Annotated in this window: 17 protein-coding genes; 5 read left to right on the top strand and 12 right to left on the bottom strand. The window is 35.4% G+C overall.

The features are described 5' to 3' along the window. Nucleotide 1 precedes the first annotated feature (1 nt). Nucleotides 2-1,312 carry a tRNA lysidine(34) synthetase TilS gene (gene tilS, locus BLS90_RS10260; protein WP_091257556.1) on the top strand — a complete coding sequence of 437 codons (1,311 nt, stop codon included), beginning with the start codon at nucleotides 2-4 and terminating at the stop codon, nucleotides 1,310-1,312. Then, nucleotides 1,312-3,345 carry a protein-disulfide reductase DsbD family protein gene (locus BLS90_RS10255; RefSeq protein WP_091257555.1) on the top strand — a complete coding sequence of 678 codons (2,034 nt, stop codon included), beginning with the start codon at nucleotides 1,312-1,314 and terminating at the stop codon, nucleotides 3,343-3,345. Before tilS ends, BLS90_RS10255 begins: the two co-directional genes overlap by 1 nt. A gap of 119 nt (nucleotides 3,346-3,464) precedes the next feature. Here BLS90_RS10255 and BLS90_RS10250 read toward each other — a convergent pair whose 3' ends face one another. From BLS90_RS10250 to BLS90_RS10230, 5 genes are read right to left on the bottom strand one after another with little or no spacing between them, the layout of a single operon-like run. Next, on the bottom strand, nucleotides 3,465-4,538 hold the full coding sequence (locus tag BLS90_RS10250; protein ID WP_091257554.1) for an alanine/ornithine racemase family PLP-dependent enzyme: 1,074 nt from the start codon (nucleotides 4,536-4,538) through the stop codon (nucleotides 3,465-3,467). Next, nucleotides 4,538-5,689 carry an alanine racemase gene (alr, locus tag BLS90_RS10245; RefSeq protein ID WP_091257598.1) on the bottom strand — a complete coding sequence of 384 codons (1,152 nt, stop codon included), beginning with the start codon at nucleotides 5,687-5,689 and terminating at the stop codon, nucleotides 4,538-4,540. Before alr ends, BLS90_RS10250 begins: the two co-directional genes overlap by 1 nt. Continuing rightward, complete coding sequence (locus tag BLS90_RS10240; protein WP_091257553.1) at nucleotides 5,679-6,821, bottom strand: amidohydrolase; 1,143 nt, start codon at nucleotides 6,819-6,821, stop codon at nucleotides 5,679-5,681. The genes alr and BLS90_RS10240 overlap by 11 nt, the downstream gene beginning before the upstream one ends. Nucleotides 6,822-6,827: 6 nt before the next feature. Continuing rightward, nucleotides 6,828-7,262 (bottom strand): GNAT family N-acetyltransferase, encoded by a 435-nt coding sequence (locus tag BLS90_RS10235; RefSeq protein ID WP_091257552.1) that lies wholly within the window; start codon nucleotides 7,260-7,262, stop codon nucleotides 6,828-6,830. Further along, nucleotides 7,243-8,715 carry a sodium:solute symporter family protein gene (locus BLS90_RS10230; RefSeq protein WP_091257551.1) on the bottom strand — a complete coding sequence of 491 codons (1,473 nt, stop codon included), beginning with the start codon at nucleotides 8,713-8,715 and terminating at the stop codon, nucleotides 7,243-7,245. The genes BLS90_RS10235 and BLS90_RS10230 overlap by 20 nt, the downstream gene beginning before the upstream one ends. 512 nt (nucleotides 8,716-9,227) lie before the next feature. Here BLS90_RS10230 and BLS90_RS10225 point away from each other — a divergent pair. Further along, nucleotides 9,228-11,075: a CocE/NonD family hydrolase gene (locus BLS90_RS10225; protein WP_091257550.1), complete on the top strand. Its 1,848-nt coding sequence runs from the start codon at nucleotides 9,228-9,230 to the stop codon at nucleotides 11,073-11,075. Nucleotides 11,076-11,330: 255 nt separating this feature from the next. Here BLS90_RS10225 and BLS90_RS10220 read toward each other — a convergent pair whose 3' ends face one another. The 4 genes from BLS90_RS10220 to BLS90_RS10205 form a co-directional block, all read right to left on the bottom strand. Continuing rightward, nucleotides 11,331-12,647 carry an ammonium transporter gene (locus tag BLS90_RS10220; protein WP_091257549.1) on the bottom strand — a complete coding sequence of 439 codons (1,317 nt, stop codon included), beginning with the start codon at nucleotides 12,645-12,647 and terminating at the stop codon, nucleotides 11,331-11,333. Between the two features lie 334 nt (nucleotides 12,648-12,981). Continuing rightward, nucleotides 12,982-13,359, bottom strand: a complete 378-nt coding sequence (locus BLS90_RS10215; protein ID WP_091257548.1) for a PH domain-containing protein — start codon at nucleotides 13,357-13,359, stop codon at nucleotides 12,982-12,984. 9 nt (nucleotides 13,360-13,368) lie between these two features. Continuing rightward, nucleotides 13,369-14,676 (bottom strand): amidohydrolase family protein, encoded by a 1,308-nt coding sequence (locus BLS90_RS10210; protein WP_091257547.1) that lies wholly within the window; start codon nucleotides 14,674-14,676, stop codon nucleotides 13,369-13,371. A gap of 70 nt (nucleotides 14,677-14,746) precedes the next feature. After that, a complete protein-coding gene (locus tag BLS90_RS10205; RefSeq protein WP_091257546.1) occupies nucleotides 14,747-17,737 on the bottom strand; it encodes an amidohydrolase family protein in 2,991 nt (996 codons plus the stop codon). Between the two features lie 234 nt (nucleotides 17,738-17,971). Between BLS90_RS10205 and BLS90_RS10200 the strand changes: the two genes are divergently transcribed. Beyond that, entirely contained in the window at nucleotides 17,972-19,507 is a 1,536-nt protein-coding gene (locus BLS90_RS10200; RefSeq protein WP_091257545.1) for a YifB family Mg chelatase-like AAA ATPase, read from the top strand. A 156-nt stretch (nucleotides 19,508-19,663) separates the two neighbouring features. Next, nucleotides 19,664-20,362: a pseudouridine synthase gene (locus BLS90_RS10195; protein WP_091257544.1), complete on the top strand. Its 699-nt coding sequence runs from the start codon at nucleotides 19,664-19,666 to the stop codon at nucleotides 20,360-20,362. 624 nt (nucleotides 20,363-20,986) lie between these two features. Here BLS90_RS10195 and BLS90_RS10185 read toward each other — a convergent pair. From BLS90_RS10185 to ypfJ, 3 genes are all read right to left on the bottom strand, one after another. Continuing rightward, nucleotides 20,987-21,625 carry a hypothetical protein gene (locus BLS90_RS10185; RefSeq protein ID WP_091257543.1) on the bottom strand — a complete coding sequence of 213 codons (639 nt, stop codon included), beginning with the start codon at nucleotides 21,623-21,625 and terminating at the stop codon, nucleotides 20,987-20,989. Between the two features lie 369 nt (nucleotides 21,626-21,994). Next, nucleotides 21,995-23,284 (bottom strand): DEAD/DEAH box helicase, encoded by a 1,290-nt coding sequence (locus BLS90_RS10180; RefSeq protein WP_091257542.1) that lies wholly within the window; start codon nucleotides 23,282-23,284, stop codon nucleotides 21,995-21,997. 166 nt (nucleotides 23,285-23,450) lie between these two features. Next, on the bottom strand, nucleotides 23,451-24,311 hold the full coding sequence (ypfJ, locus tag BLS90_RS10175) for a KPN_02809 family neutral zinc metallopeptidase (protein ID WP_091257541.1): 861 nt from the start codon (nucleotides 24,309-24,311) through the stop codon (nucleotides 23,451-23,453). Nucleotides 24,312-24,313: the final 2 nt, after the last annotated feature.

Below are 24,313 nucleotides of genomic sequence, written 5' to 3'. Positions count from 1 at the left end.
CATGCTACATAAATTTAAAAAACACCTTCTTCATAATTTCCAGTTCTTGCCCGGGAAAAAAATACTTCTTGCCACAAGCGGTGGGAAAGACAGCATGGTTATGGTTCATTTATTTCAGCAATTGGACTACGAAATAGGAATTGCACATTGTAATTTTCAACTTCGCGGAATAGAAAGCTTTGATGATCAGTACTTCGTTAAACAATATGCTGTTGCAAATAATATTCCAGTTTTTATAACACAATTTGATACCAAAGCCTTCTCCGAAGATTATAAAATATCTACTCAAGTTGCTGCTAGAGAGCTGCGATACAATTGGTTTTATGAATTATTAGAAACTGAAAAATACGATTATATTCTTACCGCACATCATGCTGATGATAATTTAGAAACCTTTCTTATCAATCTGTCACGTGGTACTGGTTTAGAGGGATTAATAGGTATTCCAGAACAAAACGAAAAAGTAGTACGCCCACTTTTGGCATTTAGCCAAGAAGAAATGGAAGAATATGCCAGAATAAATGGCATCCAATGGCGCGAAGACAGTAGTAATGCCTCTGATAAATACCTTCGCAATAAAATCCGCCATCATGTTGTTCCACTGTTAAAGGAATTGAATCCCAATTTCCTCTTATCGTTTCACAAAACACAAGGATATTTGCAACAAGCTCAGGAAATGGTCGATGATGCGGCTATAATGGTGTATCAACAGGTTGCACAGCAAGATGGCGATACCATTTATTTTGATTTGCAGCAATTACAAAAGTTACCGAACTATAAATCCTATTTGTACCAATGGCTCAATGAATTTGGATTTAAAGCATGGGATGATATTTATGATTTAGTCGATAGCCAATCGGGCAAATGTGTTTATTCTTTGGAGTACCGCTTACTAAAAGATCGGGATTCCTTACTCTTGAGCCGCTTGAATGAGGAAGATGAAATTCAGGAGTATTCGATTTTAGAAAATCAAAAAGAAGTTAATATTCCCTTAAATCTTAGCTTTTGCAAAGTAGCGGACATAAGTATCGGTTCAAATAAAACTATATTTGTGGATGCTGATAAAATACACTATCCATTGGTTTTGCGTCACTGGAATGAAGGCGATCATTTTCAACCTTTTGGAATGGATGGCAAATCAAAAAAGATCAGTAAACTGTTTAAAGATGAAAAATTATCCTTGATCGAGAAAGAAAGCAAATGGCTTTTATGTTCCAATACTGAGATAGTTTGGGTAATAGGTCTTCGTCAGGATGAGCGCTTTAGAATAGACAACACAACTAAGAATATACTTAAAATACAATTAGAATAATGAAGAAACTACTATTTATACTTCTTGCTTTTTTGGCTCTCGCCAATGGAAATGCCCAGATTTTAGATCCAGCAAAATGGACTACCAAAATCGAAAAAAAATCCGAGACTAATTACATCCTAACCTTCAATACGGTTATAGAAAATGATTGGCATTTGTATTCGCAGTTTACTCCAGACGGTGGGCCTCTACCATTGGAAATCATCTTCAAAAATCAGAAAGGGAATTTTACTTTAGTAGGTAAGACCAAAGAAAGTAAAACAAGAACGGCCTATAATGATATATTTGAAGTTAACGAAACATTCTTCGAAAAGAAAGGTCAAATCCAACAAGAAATTACAATAACAAACCCGAAGCTTACGGAAATAAAAGTTGATTTTAATTATCAGGTTTGTAAAGATGTTTGTATTAACATAGAAAAGAGTTTCACGTTTACCATTCCTGCGGCTTCAAAAACAACAGAAATCGTTACTGTAGCAACAGATTTAACGACAATAGATTCAGCTAAAGTTGACACTGCAGTTACAAATACAGATATAAATAAAGAACAGGTTGTTACTCCTGCAAAAGTTCCTGTTCTGGATACGAAGCCTTCCAAACAAAGAGGATTGTGGTCCATTTTCTTCATTGCTTTTTTATCTGGATTTGCAGCATTGCTTACGCCATGTGTCTTCCCGATGATTCCTATGACGGTAAGTTTCTTTACGAAACAAAGTAAAACAAAAGCAAAAGGAATTAGAAATGCCATTATTTATGGAATTGCTATCATCTTCATTTATGTAGTTTTAGGATTCTTAGTGACGTGGATTTTTGGTGCCGATGCACTGAATGCGCTGTCTACGAATGTTTGGTTTAATATTATTTTCTTTGTTTTGTTAGTCACTTTTGCGGCTTCATTTTTAGGAGCATTTGAAATTATGTTGCCTAATTCTTGGGCAAATAAAGTAGATAATCAAGCGGATAGAGGAGGAATAATTGGAATTTTATTTATGGCTTTGGCATTAGCTATTGTGTCTTTTTCGTGTACCGGACCAATCGTTGGAACCCTTTTAGTCGAAGCTGCTTCTAAAGGCGGAATTGCACCTATTGTTGGAATGTTCGGATTTTCATTGGCTTTAGCCTTACCTTTTATGTTGTTTGCGATGTTTCCAGGTTGGTTGAATTCTTTACCAAAATCCGGTGGCTGGTTGAATACCGTTAAAGTAGTTTTAGGATTTTTAGAACTGGCATTGGCTTTCAAATTTTTATCAAATGCAGATTTGGTATTGCAATTGCATTTCTTGGAAAGAGAAGTTTTCTTGGCGATTTGGATTGCTATTTTTGGAACATTAGCCTTTTATTTATTCGGAAAAATTACGCTGCCGCATGATAGCCCGATGAGTCATATTTCGGTAGGAAGATTGTCTTTTGGATTAGTGGTTTTGGCCTTTACCATCTATTTGATTCCTGGAATTTGGGGAGCGCCGTTAAAATTAATTTCTGGTTTTCCACCACCAATGACGTATAGTGAAAGCCCGTACGGAGTAGGAAACTCAAAAGGTGGTTCGAATGCATCAGCTCAAATTTTGCCGGAAGGCGCACATTTAGGACCCCATGATCTTATTGCCTTTGAAGATTATGAAAAAGGATTGGCTTATGCCAAATCAGTAAACAAACCCATTTTACTGGACTTTACAGGATATGCTTGTGTGAATTGCAGAAAAATGGAAGATTATGTTTGGTCTGATCCTGCGATTCTAAAAATATTACAGGAGGAAGTGATATTAATCTCTTTGTATGTGGATGATAAAAGAGAATTGCCTAAAAGCGAGCAATATGTATCTAAAGAAACAGGTAAAGAAATTGTAAGTGTGGGGAATAAATGGAGTGACTTTCAAATTACAAAATTTAAAGCCAATGCGCAACCGTACTATATCATTTTAGACGCCGAAGGTACTATGTTATCTGACAAACCGGAAAGTTATAACTCTGATATAAATGCTTACAAAGGTTGGTTGAGAGAAGGAATTGATCGCTTTGTAAAGGTAAAATAGCAGCTAGCATCTGGACAAAATAGTAAACGTAAATTGCACTAATTTCTAAGAAGTAATCTTTGGAAATTAGTGCAATTTTTTGCTTTTGATCTAGCAATGCGCCTCGTTTAAGTACTTTACTACTCGATTGTTTTTTCAATATAATCTGAATTTAAAAGATACAAAGCGCCCATGTATCTAATTTTAAAAGCAACTAAATCTCCAATTTTATACGTCTTTTTAGAATTAGAAATATCGATAACCAACATATCAGAACTTGCATCTACAATAGTAATATCAGCATCATCCGATTCTAAATACTGGGGTTGCATATCTAACAATCCAATGTCTAAGATGGCTCTTAAGGACGTGATTCCTAAATCGGTAACGTCATTCATGGAAAAAGAATTGCCAGCAACGTTCTCACCTAATTCGCCTGTAGGAGTATTTGGTTTTTCGGTAATTTCTATAATTTCAGCGTATAATTTGAATACATCGTTATGCATTCCCTCCATAGTATCGCCGGTAAATAGATCTTTTCCAAAAAAGAGCGCTTCGCCTACTCGAAAATGATTGACAGCCATTGGGCGGGCATTTTTAAGTATAAGCGGAATTGCCACGGAGGTCCCACCAGAGACGAACGGAATGGTTATATTGAATTTAGCTTCAATTAATTGCTTATATAAACTCAATTGAATGAGCTTGTCTTGCGTAGGCATCACGCCGCTAAGGCAATTGAGATTAGTTCCAATTCCTGAAATCTCGATGTTTGGCATTTTTAAAATAGTACCGTAAAAAGCGATTAGCTCTTCACCCATAACACCTTCTCGAAGATCACCCATTTCTATCATGATAATGACTTTATGATTCTTATTTTGCTTTACAGCTTCGTTAGAAAGCAATTGTATGGTGTAGATTTCAGTATTAAAACTAATGTCGGCATACTTAACAATACTTTCAATACTTCGTTTTGCTGGTGGTTTTATATAAACGGTTTGAATTTCTGGATCTAATGCTTTAATTTTTTTTAGATTACTTACTCTGGAATCGTGAATTTCGCGTACTCCTAAAGCAATTATCTCTTTAAGATATATTTTATTTCCACATAAAAGTTTGGAGACCACGCCCCACTGGATATTTCTAGATTTAAAAATGTGATCCAGAAAGGCATAATTTTCTTCGAGTTTTTTGCGATATAATTTTATAAAGGCCATTATTCTATAATTTTACGTGGAATTGCTTTAGAAATCCGAGTTAATAATTCGTAATTAAGTTGGTTGCTGAAGTCACTAAATGAGGCTACAGAAACGGATAGCTCTTTTTGGGTACCAATCAGCATAACTTCATCTTCTTTTTCTGCTATATCGACATCAGTTACATCAACGGTCATCATATTCATATTTACGGAGCCCACTACTATACAGCGTTGGCCGTGGATAAGTACGCGTCCTTGGTTGCTTAAAGAGCGGCTATATCCATGACAGTAGCCAATGGGGATAACCGCAATTTTCATTTTCCTTTTAGCCATAAAACTGCTGCCATAACCTATAAAATCGCCCATATTTACTTTTTTAATGCTCATGATCGTGCTTTTCCAACTGATGACGCGTTGCAGCGGGTCAATTTTGTTTTTTTTTGAGTTTAAATAGGTTACAAATACTTCTGGACTGGACCACAAGCCGTACTGCATTATTCCAATACGCACCATATCCATTCTCGTTTGCGGAAACATTATTGATGCTGCGGAACAAGCGGAATGTCTTATTTCAGGTTGCAGATCATTTTTGCAAAAGTATTGGTATATTTCTTCAAATTTCTTAATTTGCTTATCAACTCTGTAATAGTTGTCTATACTTTCCGCTCCGGCATAATGTGTGCAAAGTCCTTTAAAAGTAAGCTGCTCTTTCCCTTTTTGTAAAAAAGAAATCACATGATTCAGCTCATTCTTGTCAAAACCAGTCCGGTTCATTCCGGTTTCAACTTCAATATGTAAAATCGCTTTTTTATTGAGTTTTTTTGCAGTTTTTGCAGCTTGTGTTAACCTGCTTTTATCAAAAACAAAAAACTCAACATTGTTTCTAATAACCCATTCCATATCTTCATTCTGAACGAGACCCATAACCATTACGGTCGCTTGATCTTGTAACGCTTCTTTCACTACTTTCGCTTCTTGAACATCAAATACTGAAAAATGGGTTACACCACACTGATACGCCATAGTTACAAACTCTTCCGCGCCATGGCCATACGCGTTTCCCTTTACAACCGAGGAAAGAACTACTTTTTTACCGAAAGTTTTTTTTAAGAAATCGATATTATTTTGATAGGCTGAACGGTTAAGTTCTATAAGTGAATTAGTATGCATTTGTAATTTCTTTACTGATTTGGTAAAAAATAACCACTCCTGTTGCAATAATTTCATCTGGGAAATCATAATCAGGATTGTGTAAAGCAGGTGTGTTTATTCCAGATCCCAGACCAAACATAGCGCCAGGATACTGTTGTGTAAATAAACCAAAATCTTCACCCCAAGTAAATGGTTTGTCTTTTTCAAGCAATGCAAAATTATTTATTATTGCTGCTTTTTTGATTGCATCTACTGCCATCTTATTATTCTCATTGGCTTGAAAGCCTTGTGTCCATTTAATTTTACAACTCAATTTATATTTGTTTGCAATTGCTTGAGCTACATTTTCTAGCGTACCTTCTATTTTTCTCATTTGCGAATTGCTGTCACTTCGCACTGTAAAATGGACTTCACCTGCGCCCGCAGAAACGCCATATGCTTTTTTGCCCATTTTGGTGTAAATAGGAGTAATTAAGCAAAAGTTTTCTTTAGCAATATCGGCCTGAATAATTGCATTGAATTCCGTAATGATGGCGGCTATCGCCAAGGCAGGGTTAATTCCTTTTTCAGGTTCACCTGCATGGGAAGTCTTGCCTTTTAATTTAATTATGATACTATTGACAGCACAAGTAAAAGTATTGTTTTTAACTACAATTTGATGCATTTCATATCCAGGCAAATTATGCAAAGCAAATACGTAGTCGGGTTGAAGTACAGCAAATTTTGGATCTAAAAATACTTTTTGTGCTCCAGTGCCATCTTCCTCAGCAGGTTGAAATAGTAAAATTACATTCCCTGATACTGGTCTTTTTTGATGTAATTCTATGGCTAAACCGCATAAAATAGCGATATGACCGTCGTGTCCACATTTATGAGAAACTCCTTTAGACAGGGAGCGATGTTCAAAAACATTAATTTCTTCAATTGGTAAAGCATCTAATTCGCAGCGAAACAATATTGTTTTACCGGTTTTTTTACCTTTATAAATAGCAGCTACGCCAGTTTTTCCTATCTCGGTAATTACTTCATCAGGAGGATAATTTTCAAGGAAAGAAAGAACACGTTTTGCCGTCTGAATTTCTTCTCCTGAAACCTCAGGATGTTGGTGTAATTCCTTTCGTAAAAGAATAAGTGCGTTTGAATTTTCCATTTTGGTCTATTTAATGAGACGCATTTCTAGGTATTTGTTGGTAAAACCTAGTTTTTCATATAATTTTTTAGCCGGATTATCGGGTTCTACATGAAGCGCAATATTTCCTTCAGCGATCGATATGGCTTTTTGCATTAATTGTTTTCCAAAACCTTTTCCGCGTTGACTATTGTCTACGGCGATATACACTAAAATGTTTTCGGGAATAAAATCTTTCATTCCAGTATTGTTTAAGATCACAACACCTACAATTTTTTGTTCTTCGATACCAACTATGATGTTTCCTCCTTTACTGGGATTCATTACATAATCCATACATTTAGTAATATCCGCAACGGTATCGCCGTATTGTTCTAAATGGGCATAAAGAAATAAGGCTATAATTGGATTGGTATAAACGGCATGTTCTCCTGTTGTATCGTTAATTTGTTTGAATTCCATTTTGTCTTTCTTTTTTATTAGTATGATAAAGTGATAGTGTAACGAATAAAAGCAGTGAGATGCTAATTCCGTAAATATTAGCATCTAAGTGCTCTGGTAATTTTATACCTAAGGGTAGTTTATTCTCGGTGACAATTAGTAAGATTGTGGTTGCACCTCCAAAAAGCATACTCCAAAAAGCAGCAATTGGATGACTTTTCTTCCAAAACAAAGCGCCTATTACTGGAATGAATAAGCCAGAAACCATAAAAGCATAGGAATACAGCATCAGTTCAAGTACATTTTGCATTTGTGAGGCCAATAAGATGGCGAAAAATCCAACAAGTAAGGTTATAATTTGTGATAGTTGAAGTTCTCTTTTATGGCTCATTTCTTTTTTAGAAAATTTAGCGATAATATCAGTAACAATATTTCCGGAAGCCGCCATTAAACAACTGTCCGCTGTTGAAAGTATTGCTGAAAAATAAGAAGAAAGCATTAATCCCATGAGTCCTACTGGAAGTATTGTGGCTAATAAAATAGGCAATCCCATTTCGCTATCCATGGAAGCGGCATCGGTAATGCCGTTAAACATTCCTTTGGTAGCAGCCACTTTTGCCAGCATTCCCAGAATTACGCCCATAAAGGCCATTATCGGCCATTCAAAAACACCGGCAATCAACCATGCTTTTTTCGCTTCTTTTTCGCCTTTGCTGGCATAAATTCTTTGATACAAGGTCATTCCCACAAACCAGATAGGAATTATGGTGATGGACCAGTTTAAGATTTGATACCATTTTACATTGGTCAGCGATAAATATTCAGGTGCTAAGGTAGTTTTGATCGCATCATAACCTCCCACGGCAGTGTAAGCAATAGGAATTCCAATGAAAACTAATCCTCCAATTAAGACTAACCATTGGATCGTATCGGTATAAATGACGGCTTTTAGTCCTCCAATAGCAGTGTAAATTACTGCGATTAGGCCCATGACGATCAGCGCAGTTTGTAAATCAAGTCCTTTTATGGTTGCAGAAGCTAATTTGGCTCCAGCCAAGACTTGAGAACTGGTAAATCCTATATATCCAATAGCCGAAATTATTCCCGCTAGTAAAGCGACTTTAGCATTATAGAAATGGCCGAAAATTTGTGGAAAAGTAAAAAATTTATATTTATGTCCTAAAGCACTCACTTTTGGAATAAGAAAAACGGCACTTAGCCAAGCTCCTAGTAATCCCGTAAATAACATCCAAGAACCGGAGATTCCCATGGTAAATCCCAGTCCTCCCAATCCTATTGAGAATCCACCACCAACATCTGTGGCCACTACCGATAAACCGATGTGCCAACTGCTCATATTTCTACCGCTTACGTAAAAATCTTCAGCGGTTTTATTTTTGTTGAAAAAGTAAACGCCAACACCTAACATAGCCAGCATATAAACAATAAAGATTGCATAATCTATTATGTGCATATTATTAATTTTCGATTATTATATAGCCTGTAAATGGAATTTTTCCAAAAGGCAAAAGGTGCATTAAACTGCAACAATAGACGATTTTTTCAGAATTTTTCCTGAAATAAGGGATTTTAATTTTGGGTTAAAAGTGCACAAAAAGACACTTAATAAACCACAAAAAATAATTTGGTATTTTACAAATATAGGGCAAATTATCTGAAAATAGCTCTTAAATGATGTAAAATGTACTTTTTATAAGGAAAAACGATTCTTTTAGGGGTTTCTTTTGTAAATAATTCAAGGCAAAGACATAGGATTATCTGACAGAAAATGTTGCTAATTTGAATACATAAATGAATAAATTAATGGTGTGAAAACGTTGAATAATGAGCTAGTATAGACAGTATAAATTTCTACTTTTTCATCTCATTAAAGTCGATAGGTGAATTTTAAAAAAGTTGAAATAAGGATATTATATTCAGCGAGATTTTTTATCTTTAAAAACTATTTAAACTCAAAAAATACAGATGAAAAAACTATTAAGTATTTCTCTTCTTTTTATTGGTGTGATTCTTTTTGCCCAAGACAAAGCAGTAAATTATGTCGCTGATAATTATACTAAAAAGGAAGTACATATCAAAATGCGCGATGGAGTAGAATTGTTTACGGCTATTTATACTCCCAAAGACGTTTCTAAAAAATATCCAATTATAATGCAAAGAACGCCTTATAATTCTGGTCCTTATAGAGAAGGTCAGTTCAAAAGAAGTATTTCTCCAAGCGAAACAATGATGAAAGAAGGATATATTGTGGTCTATCAAGATGTTCGTGGCAGGTTCATGAGTGATGGATTATACGATAATATGCGCGGCTTTATTCCAAATAAAAAAGGAAAGGCAGCTACCGATGAAGCTTCGGATACGTATGATACGATAGATTGGTTGGTCAAAAATGTGGCCAATAACAACGGAAATGTTGGAACTTGGGGAATTTCATACCCCGGATTTTACGCTACGTATTCTTTGTTGAGCAATCATCCAGCTTTGAAAGCGGTTTCGCCTCAAGCGTGTATAGCCGATTTCTTTTTTGACGATTTTCATCACAATGGAGCCTATTTATTGAGCTATTGGAAAGTGACTCCATTATTTGGCCCTCAAAAAACAAAACGGACTACCGAGCCGTGGTATAAATTCAGCAACATAAGAACGAATGATGATTATCAGTTTTTCTTGGATGCTGGACCTTTATCAAATTTGGACAAATATTATGGCAAGGAGAATGAATTTTGGCAGCAGCTGAAAGACCATTCTAGCTATGATGATTTTTGGCAAAAGCGTGGAATATTGCAACATTTGAACAATATTAAACCAGCAGTAATGACCGTAGGAGGTTGGTTTGATGCCGAAGATTTGTACGGTCCATTAAACACCTATACTACTATCGAAAAGAGTAGTAAAAATTACAATACAATCGTTATGGGTCCATGGAGTCATGGCGACTGGGCTCGAAATTCAGCAAAACAAGTAATTGGAAATATTAATTTTGGAGATAGTATTTCTGGTTATTATCAAAAAAATATCGAAGCTAATTTCTTCCGTCATTTCTTGAAAAATAATGGAAAAGGAGCCAATAAATTGCCAGAAGCTTATGTTTTTGATACCGGAAGAAAAGAGTGGAAAACCTATGATGCGTGGCCTCCTGAAAACACTGAAAAACAAGATTTCTTTTTGCAAGGAAGTCAATTGACAAAAATGGCGAAGCGAAATATTTCTTTTGAAGAATTCATCAGTGATCCTAAAAAACCGGTTCCTTATTCTGAGGATATCAAACAGCCAGGGCTTACGCCAAGAAAATACATGACAGATGATCAACGTTTTGCAGCGAGACGTCCGGATGTAATTGTTTTTGAAACGGAAGTATTGGGCGATGACACTACATTAGCTGGAGAGATATTGGCTAAATTGCAGGTTTCAACAACAGGAACGGATGCCGATTGGATTGTAAAAGTGGTAGACGTTTTTCCTAGCGATGAACCAGAGACGAAAGATGTGGCTCCTTATTTGAAAATGAGCAATTACCACATGATGGTCCGCAGTGAAGTAATGCGCGGTCGTTTTAGAAACAGTTTTTCAAAACCAGAAGCTTTTGTTGCCAATGAGAAAACAGCAATAAATATTAAGTTGCAAGATGTTTTTCATACATTCAAAAAAGGACATAAAATCCAGATTCAGGTTCAAAGTACTTGGTTTCCATTTATTGATTTAAATCCGCAAACGTTTGTTGATAATATATTTTATGCTAAACCAGAGGATTTTCAAAAGCAAACACATAGAGTATATAACGACTCTAAAATTGAGTTTACTATTTTAAAATAACAAGGTAATTGGGTCGTATACTACATAAGTATCGGACTATATTCAAAGCTAAAATCCCAATCTTACTTAAGGTTGGGATTTTTAGTTTTTAAGGTATGTAGGTTGAAATTAGTATGATTAAGCGATTTACAACAAAGCTTTTGGTCCATTGTTTAAACAGTGGGAACTGCTTTTAGATTATAGGTGTTTAGAACGGATAAGTGAAAAAAAAAACGCTCTGAAATTTCAGAGCGTCTCTAACTTTATGCGGAAAATTTATAGAAATTCACCGTGTTGCGAAATATCTAAACCTAATTCTTCTTTTTCTTCACTCACTCTTAGAGGAGTTATTTTGTTTACAATAAAGAAAAGGAAATAAGACATTGAAAATGCAAATATGGAAACGATAACCATGGCAAATAATTGATTTAAGAATAATGTTGTTTCTCCAAAAATAAGTCCTTGGTTATCACCAACGGCCGCGTTTATTGATTTTGAAGCAAATACACCAGTTAAAAGCATACCAATCATTCCACCTACGCCGTGACAGGCAAATACATCTAAAGCATCATCAATTTTACATTTGTGGAAACTTCTAACCACTAGATTGCTCACGATACTGGCAAAAATACCTATGAACAAAGCATGAGGAATGCTGACAAAACCAGCTGCAGGAGTAATGGCAACTAATCCGACCACTACACCAATACAAGCTCCCATTGCCGATAATTTGTGACCAAGAATTTTATCAAGAAACACCCAAGCCATTCCGGCAGCTGCAGCAGCAATAGTGGTTGTTCCTAACGCTTGTACAGCAAGCCCATTAGCTCCTAAAGCGGAACCTGCATTGAACCCAAACCATCCAAACCATAACAATCCGGTACCTAACATTACGTATGTTATACGTGCGGGATTTCCTTTTTCTGCTTTTCTTTTGCCTAAGAATATGGCACCGGCCAGAGCAGCCCAACCTGCACTCATGTGAACAACTGTTCCACCGGCAAAATCCAATACTCCCATTTTAAAGAAAATACCCTCTGGATGCCAAGTCATGTGTGCTAGTGGTGTATAAACAAGTAATATGAATAAAACCATAAATAGTAAGTATGCCCAAAAACGAATTCTTTCAGCAAAAGCTCCTGTGATTAAGGCAGGTGTGATTATTGCAAATTTCGCTTGGAACAAAGCAAACAGCATAAATGGAATTGTCGGAGCTAGACTCCAAGCTGTATTTGTGCCAACACCTTGGAAAAATAAATTAGGTAGAGGGTTTCCTATAATCCCTCCAATTGATGGACCAAAAGACAATCCGAAAGCAATTACAACCCAAAGTACGGTTACAATTATCATAGCCATAAAACTTTGAAGCATGGTACTGATTACATTTTTCTTACCTACCATTCCGCCGTAAAAGAAACCTAAACCAGGAGTCATGATTAATACAAGTGCTGTAGCAACAATCATCCAAGCCGTATCGCCAGTGTCAAATTTGACAACTTCAGCAGGTGCGGGGCTGTCTATTAGAAAATAATTTGAAAAAAGGGTTACTACCAAAATGGTGATCAATAATACACTTAAAATAATTTTTCGCATTGTTTTTAGTTTTAAATTTCGATAAAAATATAAAAATACTGAATATACCCCCTTAAAAAATCAGTTGAATGTTTAATTTTTATGATTTAAATAATCTACACCCCTTTTTATTGTGGGTATTATATAATTTAATCTTAATATCTATAATTTATTAAAATTAGGTTAAAGAAATATTAGAATAAAGCACATTAACGCGTTATTATTAGAAAAAAAAATCTCCTGAATTCAAATTACTGGTTCTCATTTCCAACAAAAAATGGATTGTACTAAAAAAGGCGCTAATTGTTTGGATTTCAATTAGTGCCTTTCGATGCTGTAAATTATTGTTTTTTTTTTACTTCAACGTATGTTGACTTAAAATTTTATACACTTCATTAATATTATTTCCACCTTTTCCAAATTGCTTCACAATTGGATTATTGTCGTGGTTTAACCAAATTTTTAATTCGGCATCCAAATCCAATATTCCTGCACTTTCTTTTGAGAATTTCTTGATACTGGAATAGGGAATAGACATATAATCAACTTTACTTCCAACCAATTGTTTTTCGACTAGAATCAGCCTTTTATTGGTGAAAATAAACATGTCCCGAATAAGCTTATATGCTTTTTCAATTCTTTCTCCATCAATTAAGATTGGCTCAAATTCTTTCGAAACATTTTCAATATTTACTTCAGATGCATTGCCTAAAATGGCATTAAATAGTCCCATTGTATTACTTTATTTTTGATTGTATTTTGTTTTATATCTGTCGTTCAGCTTAGTTTGATGCGTTTCCAAACTAATCATTCTCCCTTGTATAAAGGCATTAGTCAATTTATTGGTTCTCATATCTAAAGCATCACCTTCTGAAATGAATAACGTAGCATCTTTTCCTTGTTCTAAGGTACCACATTGGGCATCAATTCCTAATATTTTTGCAGTATTTGAAGTGATTAATTGTAACGCTTTTTCTTTATCCATTCCGTAAGCAGCACATGTTCCTGCTAAAAAGGGTAAATTTCTGGTATTCATTCTTTCATGAGCACCACTATTTTCTAAACCAACCAAAACACCTTTGTCTGTTAATAATTTGGCGGCTTTGTAGGGCAAATTAATATCATGATCATCATTTTCGGGCATGTCATGAACTCTCCTTAATAAGACACCAATATTGTTTTTTTGCAATAATTCAGCCACTTTGTAGGCTTCATATCCACCAACAATAACCATTTTCTTAATACCATTTTCCTTGGTAAATTGCACCGCATCTATAATTTGCTTTTCTTCATTGGCATGAATGAATAGCGTTTGGCTTCCGTCATATATACCTTTTGTTGATTCTAAAACTAAATTTCTTTCCTTTGAACTATCACCTAAATAGGCTTTGGCATTAGATAAAAATCCTGATAATTCTAAAATTTGTTTTGTGTAATCTTTATTGGTTTCGATATTTCCAGGTTCAAATCTTGAGCCACCTCTTCTAAAAGTAGTTGGGAAATTTACATGAATTCCGTCATTTTCTTTTACCAAGGCATCTGTCCAGTTCCAGGCATCCAATTGAACAATGGAGGAAGATCCAGAGATTGTTCCACCGCGAGGTGTAATTTGAGCCATTAAAATACCGTTAGGTCTCACGGTTTCTATTACTTTTGAATCGGCTGTGTAAGCAATAATACTTCTCACATTTGGATTCATAACTCCAATTTCATCTTCATCATCGGATGATTTTACAGCATCAATTTCAACAAGTCCCAAGGTGGAATTTGGTGCAATAAATCCTGGATAGACATGTTTTCCACTGGCATCAATCGTTAGATCGTATGCTCCTGCAGCCAATCGGATTACTGTAGCATCAGCAACCAAAGTGATTTTTCCATCCACAAATCCGATGGCGCTATTTTCAATTATTTCACCATTTCCTAAATGCGCTGTTGCATTAAGAATTAAAACAGATTTTGATTGTTTAGCGGCAGGTGTTTGTTGTGCTCTTGTAAGTACTGATATACTACATACCAACGCTAAAAGATATATTTTTTTATTAATCATATTTATACGTTTTTTAAAATTGCTTAGCTTTTTTATAAAAGCTTGGGTTTTTGAAATTCAAATTGTTCCGTTATTCTTCCATAGAATCACAGTGATATTCTGTTTTTTCTTTCTTTTTAGGTTCCTGAGTATTCATACCTTTATTTTTTTCTTGCAGTAACTGACCAATAAGCTCGCTTCTTTCTTTAGCAATTGCCACTCTTTGGGCTTCATCTTTTTGCGCATCATAATACACAACTCCTTCAATTAAGGTTTTTTCAGCTTTAGCATAAATAGATAAAGGATTTGCATTCCATAATACGATATCTGCATCTTTACCCACTTTTATACTTCCTACTTTGTCATCAATATGCAACAATTTAGCAGGATTCAGTGTTACGAATTTCCAAGCATCTTCTTCCGAAATATTACCATATTTCACTGCTTTTGCTGCCTCTTGATTCAGTCTTCTGGACATTTCAGCATCATCAGAATTGTAGGCAACTACAATTCCTGCATTGTGCATAATTGGTCCGTTGAAAGGTATAGCATCATTTACTTCAAATTTATACGCCCACCAATCTGAGAAAGTTGAGGCACCCACGCCGTGTTCTTTCATTTTATCTGCCACTTTATATCCTTCAAGAATGTGAGTGTAGGTATTGACTCTGAAATTAAATTTTTCAGCAACGTTCATCAACATTAAAATTTCCGATTGTACATAAGAGTGACAAGAAATGAAACGCTCTTTATTTAATATTTCAGCTAATGTTTGTAACTCTAAATCGACTCTTGGCGCATTTCCTTTTGCTTTTTTACCACGAGAATTGTATGCTTTCCAAGCCATATCATATTCTTTGGCACGTTGGAAATAATCTGTAAAAACTTGTTCAACACCCATTCTGGTTTGTGGAAAACGAGTTGGATTAGTAATTCCCCAATTGGCTTGTTTTACATTTTCTCCCAAAGCAAATTTGATGAATCCTGGTTGGTTTTTATACAGCATTTCATCTGCTGCTGCTCCCCATTTCCATTTTACAATAGCAGAACGTCCTCCAATAGGATTGGCAGAACCGTGTAATAATTGTGAAGTGGTAACTCCACCGGCTAAATCTCTGTAGATATTAATATCTTCGGAATTTACCACATCTTGTATTGTTACTTCGGCACTGGAATTGTGTCCGCCTTCGTTGACACCATTAGAAATTGCAATATGCGAATGTTCATCAATAATTCCGCTAGTCAAATGTTTGCCTTTAGCATCAACGATTGTTGCGGATGCGTCAGCAATATTTTTCCCGATAGACGCGATTTTTCCGTTTTTAACTAATACATCCGTTTCTTCAAGAATACCATCTTTTTCATTGGTCCACACTGTAGCATTTTTGAATAATAAGGTTTCTGCAGTTGGTTTTTTCAAATTACCATAAGCAACATTTGGAAATGTTGTTGGTATAATCATGTTGTTTTTCTCAATTTTGGAGGAATCAACCACTTTTACAAAAGGTGCCGTTTTTACAGCAGACCATTTTACTTCATTTCCATTAAATAAAACTGCTTTTCCAGAAAGATTTTGTGTGTCTTCAATGTATCCAATTAATCTAGTAAAGCTAGTTTTAGTAGAATCATTAGGTTTGATTACCGTCGAAATCCAATTGTTGGTCATCGTCAGTTTTGAGTTTACTTTTTTAGCATCAACTGTTGTAATTTCTGATTTTGGTGCGCTAATTTCACCATTAATCTTCCATTTGTATTTTTCATTGTTGATGGTTAAATCATAATTTCCACGAATATCTTTTGTAGTCAAGTCATTAATAACAAATTTGTTTCCTTGAACCCAGTTTTCATAGAGTATTGTTTTTTCTTCGAAAATTTCTCCGGAAGTAATCACAAAGTTGGCTAAACTTCCTGTCTTTAAAGTTCCCATTTCATTACTTTTTCCTAAAAGTGCAGCAGGAATGGTAGTCAATGCTTCTAACGCTTTGGTTTTATCAAAACCATATTTGATGGCTCTTAAAAGATTGGGTCTAAAATCTTCCATCTTCTTTAATTTATCTGTCGTCAATGCGAAAACAATTCCATTATCAGCTAAAACTTTAAGGTTAGTAGGCGCTTGGTTCCAAAAACGAAGGTCTTTTAATTCCATTTGGTTTGCTTGATTCGGATCAGATACATCATAGGCTTCAGGGAAATTGATTGGAATAATAAATTTAGAACTCGTTTTTTTGATTTCCTCAATGCGTTCAAATTCGTTTCCGTTTCCTTTTAAAACATAATTTAAACCAAATTCCTTCGCAATTTTGGCAGCGCGTAAACTGTTTAATTTGTCTTCAGAAGCGAATATTTGGATCAATTTTTCATTATTTGCTAAGGCTTCTAATGATAAATCTTTGGTTGTTGAATTGCCTTTTTTGTACCAATCCAGATCATAATACATTTGGCGTAATAATGCCATCATTCCCATTAAAGAACTTGGGTAGGATTGATTTGTGGTTACACTTTTAGTAAACGCAAAGTGATTGGTCACTTTATCGGATAGCAATTGATTCTTTTTTTCAAAGTTGTTCAAAGCGATTAAAGTTCCTGATCCGCGTGCAATTCCATCCGGGATATGAGTTCCCACAACACCAAATCCGGCTTTCAATAATTCTTCGGCTTTAGTTTGGTCGTATTTGAAAGCTTCGTAAGCATTCACCTCGGAACGAATGCTCTCATTCCAATAAAAACCAGATCTTTTAGTATCATACAATGGGTTTCTTTCGGTGATTCCTTTTGGTTTTTCAATTCCAAAACTGGTATACATATCAATAAAAGAAGGATAAACGGATTTTCCCTCCAGATTGATTGTCGTGCAATTTTTTGGGATGGAAATGTTAGTTCCAACACCAATAACTTTTCCGTTTTGAATCAGTAATGTACCTTTTTCGATAACTTGTGTAGGCGTTACATAAATTTTCGCATTGGTAAAAGCGGTAAAATTGGTGTTTTTGTTTTGAACACTTTCGTTGTTAGGAAAGTATTCTTGTGCGTAGGTTTTTGGCAGTAAAAAACTAAAAAATAACAGAAGTAAGATTTTTTTCATAGTGTGGTTTATAATTATTTTCTAAAAGTAGAAAAATGTTAATGTTATACCTTCACTTTTTTTAATTTTAACATTTGGTTTTTGCGGAAAATGCATTATATCGGACTGTTTGCCAAAGTATTTTGAGTATTTTTTGATCAAATTTTTGCTATTCACTTTTTATTGTAATTTATTGTAAGATTTATTATAATAATAAGAAAAGTTTTCTCTAATTTTAGAATCAAATAAAAATAGATGTTAGTTAAAGTTTTTGGAAGTGCAGTTTTTGGAGTAGAAGCCACAACAATTACCGTTGAGGTAAATATTGATAAAGGGATTGGTTATCATTTAGTTGGCTTGCCGGATAATGCCATCAAGGAAAGTAGTTATCGGATTGCCGCTGCGCTCAAAAACAATGGCTACGCGATGCCAGGCAAAAAAATCACCATCAATATGGCTCCCGCTGATTTGCGCAAAGAAGGTTCTGCTTATGATCTGACTTTAGCGATTGGAATTCTAGTAGCTTCCGGACAAATCAATGCGGAGGATGTTGATAAATACATCATTATGGGGGAACTTTCCCTTGATGGAAGCCTCCAGCCGATACGTGGCGCTTTGCCAATTGCTATTAAAGCCAAAGAAGAAGGTTTTAAAGGTTTTTTTCTTCCAAAGCAAAATTTAAAAGAAGCTGCAATTGTGGCGGGACTAAATGTATATGGAATCGATAATGTGCAGGAAGTAATTGATTTCCTTGAAGGAAAAGGAACGCTGGAACCGACAACTATAGATACACGAGCCGAATTTTATAAAACATTAGACTTTCCAGAATTCGATTTTAGTGATGTGAAAGGACAAGAAAGTATCAAGCGCTGCATGGAAATTGCCGCAGCTGGAGGACATAATATTATCTTGATAGGTCCGCCGGGAGCAGGAAAAACGATGCTTGCAAAACGATTACCAAGTATTTTACCGCCGATGACATTGCGTGAAGCTTTAGAGACTACAAAAATTCATAGTGTTGCCGGAAAATTAAAGGAAGTCGGTTTAATGAATCAACGCCCTTTTCGTAGTCCGCACCATACTATTTCAAATGTCGCATTAGTCGGTGGAGGAAGTTATCCGCAGCCTGGCGAGATTTCTATGGCACACAACGGCGTTTTATTTCTGGATGAATTGCCGGAATTTAAAAGAGACGTTTTGGAAGTAATGCGTCAACCTTTAGAAGATCGCGAAGTGACGATTTCGAGAGCCAAGTTTACAGTTACTTATCCATCCTCATTTATGCTGGTAGCAAGTATGAATCCGAGTCCGAGTGGTTTCTTCAACGATCCGGATTCGCCACAAACCTCTTCACCACATGAAATGCAGCGGTATTTGAGTAAGATTTCGGGACCTTTATTAGATAGAATTGACATTCATATCGAAGTGACGCCCGTTCCTTTCGAAAAATTATCGGATGATCAAAAAGCAGAAAGCAGTGTTGATATTCGGAAAAGAGTGACTGCGGCTCGAGAAATTCAAACCGAACGTTTTGAGCAAATGGAAAACATCCATTATAATGCCCAAATGAATACCAAACACATTCGGGAATATTGCGCTTTGGATGATGTTTCCAAGCAATTATTGAAAACGGCAATGGAACGATTGAATCTTTCCGCTAGGGCCTACGATCGTATTTTGAAAGTAGCCAGAACAATCGCTGATCTTGATGCGGCTTCAATTGTGGTTTCGAGTCATATTGCTGAAGCGATTCAGTATAGAAGTTTGGATCGTGATGGTTGGTTGGGGTAAAATTGATTTCAGATTTTTGATTAACGATTTTTGATTTTAGATGTTTCACTTCTGCAAAATTGAGAATACGCTCGCGCTAACGAGGAAAAAAGAAAAGTATATAAATAAATAAGTCAAAAAAGAGATTTCGAGAGAAATCTCTTTTATTTTTGCCAAATGTTAGAAATTCTGTACCAAGACGAATATATTATTGCAATTAATAAACCAAGTGGATTGTTAGTCCACAAATCATTTTACGCGCGTGATGCAAAAGTTTATGCGATTCAAGAATTGAGAAATCAGATAGGAGGGCAACACGTTTATCCTGTTCATCGGTTAGATCGCAAAACATCTGGTGTCTTGTTATTTGCGTTGGATAAGGAAGTTTTAAAAATTATGAATGATCGCTTTGCCACACGTGAAGTCGAAAAAAAATATTTAGCCATTTTACGTGGTTGGTCACCCGAAGAACTAACGATTGATTATGATTTAACCAATGATGATGGCATTATACAAAATGCAATAACTTACTTTCATCGATTGCAAACTACCGAAATTGAGTTAGCATTTAACAACAAACCAACCTCACGATATTGTTTGGTAGAAGCGATTCCTGAAACTGGACGGATGCATCAATTACGAAAACATTTCAAACATATTTTTCATCCTATTTTAGGAAGTCGGCCACATGGTTGTAACAAACAAAATAAATTATGGTTGGAGCATTTTGAAATGAAAGGAATGATGCTTCATGCACATCAGTTAATTTTTAATCACCCCATAACAAATGAACCACTTATTTTGAATGCAAAGATTAATGAAGAGTTTAGCAGAGTAGGTACTATTCTTAATCTGGATTTGAATACCTATGAATAGCATACTAATTTGTAAAGTCATGCTTTAAATTATTGTTGTATTTGGAAACAACAGTTTTCAGTATAAAGAGGAGCCGATTTCAGATTTTTGATTTCAGATATTAATTACAACGTTCCACAAAGTCTCCGATTTGTATGAAGTGACTTTCGGTTTTTAACCGATTTTGTTTTTCAAATATTTGAATTTTAAGGTCAGTCGGCGAATGAAAAATACATAATCAAAATCGCAGACTTTATTTAGCGGGCACGGATTGCAAATCCGCGCTATCGGGGCTGGAAAAAGCCCGAGCGCAATAGGAAAAACCTAATGCGATTAGGGATCGATAAAGACCACCCCTATGCTTGGAGCAGAACTAGAAAAGGAGGCTAGCGAATCGCTCAACTGCGAAGCACATCACGAAAACCAAAATTTAAATAAATATTGAGTAAAGTCCGATTCTAACCACTACAATTACCCTACTGCGACTTAAGAAGAAAGGCTATCAATCAATGTTGGAGATTTACATGGAACTGAACCCATCACTTTGCGAACCGCCGTATACGAGACCCGCACGTACGGTCGTGTGAGAGGCGCACTCTGTCAGTTTCTGGCGGAGCCGTCTACTCGATTATAGGCAGGTTTTATTTATTTTTTTGTAAAACTAGCATCTCCATTTCCAATCCAATAACTATATCTGCCTTTCGGTAGTTTTTGTAGCAATTCACGATACTTTACTTTTAGATTAAGTTCCTTGTCCAAAAAATCTAATACTTTTTGTGCTTTTTTTCGGTTTTCAGGTGTGTCTTCTTCATTTTTTTGATTGGGGGTTAATTCCCAAAAACTATATTCTTTAATTACATTAATAGATTTAATATTAAACTCTGTGTGAACACCGTCAAGCCCCATTAGACAATCATTATTTTCGGTACAATTTTTAACATTTTCGAGCGCAATCTTTTTGAATTCAGAAATTAGCTTTTCAACTTTTGATTTTTCAATCTGCATTTTACCTACAAAAAGTTCACTCTTGTTTTCAAAATCTCTGTCAATCACAATGTTTACAGTACCAAAAAAATCATCATCTAATTTTTCAATAAGCTCTATTGTTAGAGGAGAACTCGATAATTTAATTTGATAAATGGTCTTATAAATTTTGTCATTAAAATTAATAGAATCTTGTTGTTGATTTATTAACTTTTCTTGAGATTGAACAAAACTAGAATTTGCTATTAAACAAAGAAAAAGTAAAAAATATTTATTCATTGGAGTTGTTATTTTTACCATTCGTTTAAACTTGCCTATAACTAGGTTATATGTCTGACGAAATCATACAAAGCCACTCAATTTAGTATAGATATATATGATGATGGTCATACATTTATTTCAAATATAAGGTTTTTTTCTTACAAATAATCTGGCAATTCTAGATTTGTTAAATGAATTTACAAAATTGTATTATGAAAGTATAAACGCTCTCAATAGCCCCGATTACTTCACTTAGCTTTTATTTTAATTGGAGTTCAGTGAACTACGTTTGAAATGAAAAACCTTCTTAAAGCTGGTGTTCAGCCCTAAGAAGGGTTGTAATGTATAGCGGGAAATACGTTATAAAAAAACGAACTCGTTCTGCTCCTAAAAAACAATAAAAATTAATTATCTATTAGAGCGTCGGTCATTATTTTGACTCGGGCGTCTTGGACCAAAACTGTTATTGCTGCTGCGGTTTGTGGTGTCTGTTTTTGGTTTTCGCGGAGTTGAATCGCGTTGTTGTCTTCCTTGTCCTTGTTTGATTGGTTCTTTGGAAGCGTTAGGATCTGGCTCAAATCCTGCAAGTTGCTCTTTAGGCAATTTTAAACCTATTAATTTTTCAATATCACGTAAAAAAACAGTTTCATCGGGACTAAACAAAGAAATAGCTTCGCCGCTTGCTCCAGCTCTTCCTGTTCGGCCTATGCGGTGAACATAATCTTCTGGAATATTAGGCAATTCAAAATTGATAACGTGCGGTAATAAAGGAATGTCTAGACCGCGTGCTGCAATATCTGTCGCAACAAGTGCGGTTATGCTACCATCTTTAAAACCAGCTAAAGCCTTGGTTCTTGCACCTTGACCTTTGTTTCCATGAATGGCCGCTGCTACAATACCGGAGTTGATCATGCTTTCACATAATTTATTAGCCCCTTGTTTAGTGCGGGTGAATACTAATATTTGTTTCCAGTTACCCTCTGTAATAAGTTTTATTATTAATTCTGTTTTTTTCTCTTTAGCAACAGGATATATTTTTTGAGCGATTGCTTCTACTGTGGTATTTTCAGGTGTTGCTTCAACTTGAATAGGATTGTGCAAAATTCCCATCGCTAATTTCTTGATGTCTTGTGAAAATGTTGCTGAAAATAGTAAATTTTGTCTTTTTGCAGGAAGCACTTTTAAGATGCGCTCTATATCTCTTAAAAATCCCATGTCGAGCATGCGATCAGCCTCATCTAAAACTAAAATCTCTACTTTAGCGAGTGAAACTAGACCTTGATTTTGCAAATCAATAAGGCGACCGGGCGTCGCTACTAAAATATCTACACCGTTTCTAAGTTGAGCCGCTTGTGGATTTTGATTGACACCACCAAAAATAACGGTACTTCGAATATCTAAAAACGTACTGTATTCTTTAATGTTTTCAAAAATTTGAGCAGCTAATTCTCTCGTTGGTGTTAATATAAGCGCACGAATAGGTCTTTGTCTTAATTGTTGACCTTGCGAAATTATTTGTAAAATGGGTAAAGTAAAAGCAGCTGTTTTTCCAGTTCCAGTTTGTGCGGATGCTAAAACATCTTTCCCTTCTAATATAGGTTTAATTGCTTTTTGTTGTATTGGAGAAGGGGTTGTGTATCCTTTTTTGCTGATCGCTTTTAATAAAGCGTCAGATAATCCTAATGAGTTAAATGACATAAATGGTGTTTATAAAGTAAACACTATTATTTAGGTTACTTTTTAATTGGGCGCAAAGGTACTGTTAATTTTTCCGATGTGCTTTTGATTACTCCGATTTGTTTAAATATAAGCACAAAAAAATCGGGAAATTATCCCGATTTTTAAATTTTTATTGAATTGTACTTTATCTTATTTCTGCAAAAGTATCGCCTTGATTGATGTCTCCTGATTTATAGCCTTTCATAAACCACGCTTTGCGTTGTGCCGAAGTTCCGTGTGTAAAGGATTCCGGAACAATGTGTCCTTGAATTTTAGCTTGAATCGCATCATCACCAACGGCGTGTGCTGCACTTAAAGCTTCATCAATATCGCCTTCTTCTAGGAAGTTATTCATTTTTTGATTGTAATGTGTCCAAACACCTGCGTAAAAATCAGCCTGTAATTCCAGCGCCACTGATAACTTATTGGCTTCAGCCTGACTTTTTCCTTCTTGCATTTGCCTCATTTTAGTTGAAGTTCCTAGCAAGGTTTGTACATGATGACCAATTTCGTGAGCAATAACGTATGCTGTTGCAAAATCGCCTCCCTGCGCACCAAACTTAGTTTTGAGCTCTTCAAAAAAGGCTAAATCCATGTAGACTTTTTGGTCCGCTGGGCAGTAAAATGGTCCAGAAGCTGATGTGGCACTACCGCAGCCAGTTACATAAGAATCAGTGAATAAGACTAAATTTGGTCTTTCATACTGCATATTATTCTCTTGAAATATTTTAGCCCAAACATCCTCCGTATCCACTAATATGGCTTCTATAAATTTACTTTCTTCAATTTCGGCTGGTGTTAAGTCTCTTTGTTCAGTAGGAGCGCCATTTCCTCCACTTATTTGTTCCAATATTGGCGTAAGCATCTGGACGTTTTCTCCGCCAAAAGTGTTTAGTAACAAGATAATTATACCTATAATACCACCACCTACAATTGTTTTTCCTCCAGAAGACATCCCTCTTCGGTCTTCAAAATTTTCACTTGAACGTCTGCCACTCCATTTCATAA

Origin of the sequence: Flavobacterium omnivorum (assembly GCF_900099915.1) — a bacterium.
Classification (GTDB): Bacteria; Bacteroidota; Bacteroidia; order Flavobacteriales; family Flavobacteriaceae; genus Flavobacterium; species Flavobacterium omnivorum.
The sequence above is the reverse complement of the archived record's forward strand: the minus strand, read 5'-3'. Positions and strand labels throughout refer to the sequence as shown.

Coding starts and splice junctions, on each gene's coding strand:
- tilS (WP_091257556.1), top strand. CDS start 2: ATGCTACATAAATTTAAAAAACACCTTCTTCATAATTTCCAGTTCTTG.
- BLS90_RS10255 (WP_091257555.1), top strand. CDS start 1,312: ATGAAGAAACTACTATTTATACTTCTTGCTTTTTTGGCTCTCGCCAAT.
- BLS90_RS10250 (WP_091257554.1), bottom strand. CDS start 4,538: ATGGCCTTTATAAAATTATATCGCAAAAAACTCGAAGAAAATTATGCC.
- alr (WP_091257598.1), bottom strand. CDS start 5,689: ATGCATACTAATTCACTTATAGAACTTAACCGTTCAGCCTATCAAAAT.
- BLS90_RS10240 (WP_091257553.1), bottom strand. CDS start 6,821: ATGGAAAATTCAAACGCACTTATTCTTTTACGAAAGGAATTACACCAA.
- BLS90_RS10235 (WP_091257552.1), bottom strand. CDS start 7,262: ATGGAATTCAAACAAATTAACGATACAACAGGAGAACATGCCGTTTAT.
- BLS90_RS10230 (WP_091257551.1), bottom strand. CDS start 8,715: ATGCACATAATAGATTATGCAATCTTTATTGTTTATATGCTGGCTATG.
- BLS90_RS10225 (WP_091257550.1), top strand. CDS start 9,228: ATGAAAAAACTATTAAGTATTTCTCTTCTTTTTATTGGTGTGATTCTT.
- BLS90_RS10220 (WP_091257549.1), bottom strand. CDS start 12,647: ATGCGAAAAATTATTTTAAGTGTATTATTGATCACCATTTTGGTAGTA.
- BLS90_RS10215 (WP_091257548.1), bottom strand. CDS start 13,359: ATGGGACTATTTAATGCCATTTTAGGCAATGCATCTGAAGTAAATATT.
- BLS90_RS10210 (WP_091257547.1), bottom strand. CDS start 14,676: ATGATTAATAAAAAAATATATCTTTTAGCGTTGGTATGTAGTATATCA.
- BLS90_RS10205 (WP_091257546.1), bottom strand. CDS start 17,737: ATGAAAAAAATCTTACTTCTGTTATTTTTTAGTTTTTTACTGCCAAAA.
- BLS90_RS10200 (WP_091257545.1), top strand. CDS start 17,972: ATGTTAGTTAAAGTTTTTGGAAGTGCAGTTTTTGGAGTAGAAGCCACA.
- BLS90_RS10195 (WP_091257544.1), top strand. CDS start 19,664: ATGTTAGAAATTCTGTACCAAGACGAATATATTATTGCAATTAATAAA.
- BLS90_RS10185 (WP_091257543.1), bottom strand. CDS start 21,625: ATGGTAAAAATAACAACTCCAATGAATAAATATTTTTTACTTTTTCTT.
- BLS90_RS10180 (WP_091257542.1), bottom strand. CDS start 23,284: ATGTCATTTAACTCATTAGGATTATCTGACGCTTTATTAAAAGCGATC.
- ypfJ (WP_091257541.1), bottom strand. CDS start 24,311: ATGAAATGGAGTGGCAGACGTTCAAGTGAAAATTTTGAAGACCGAAGA.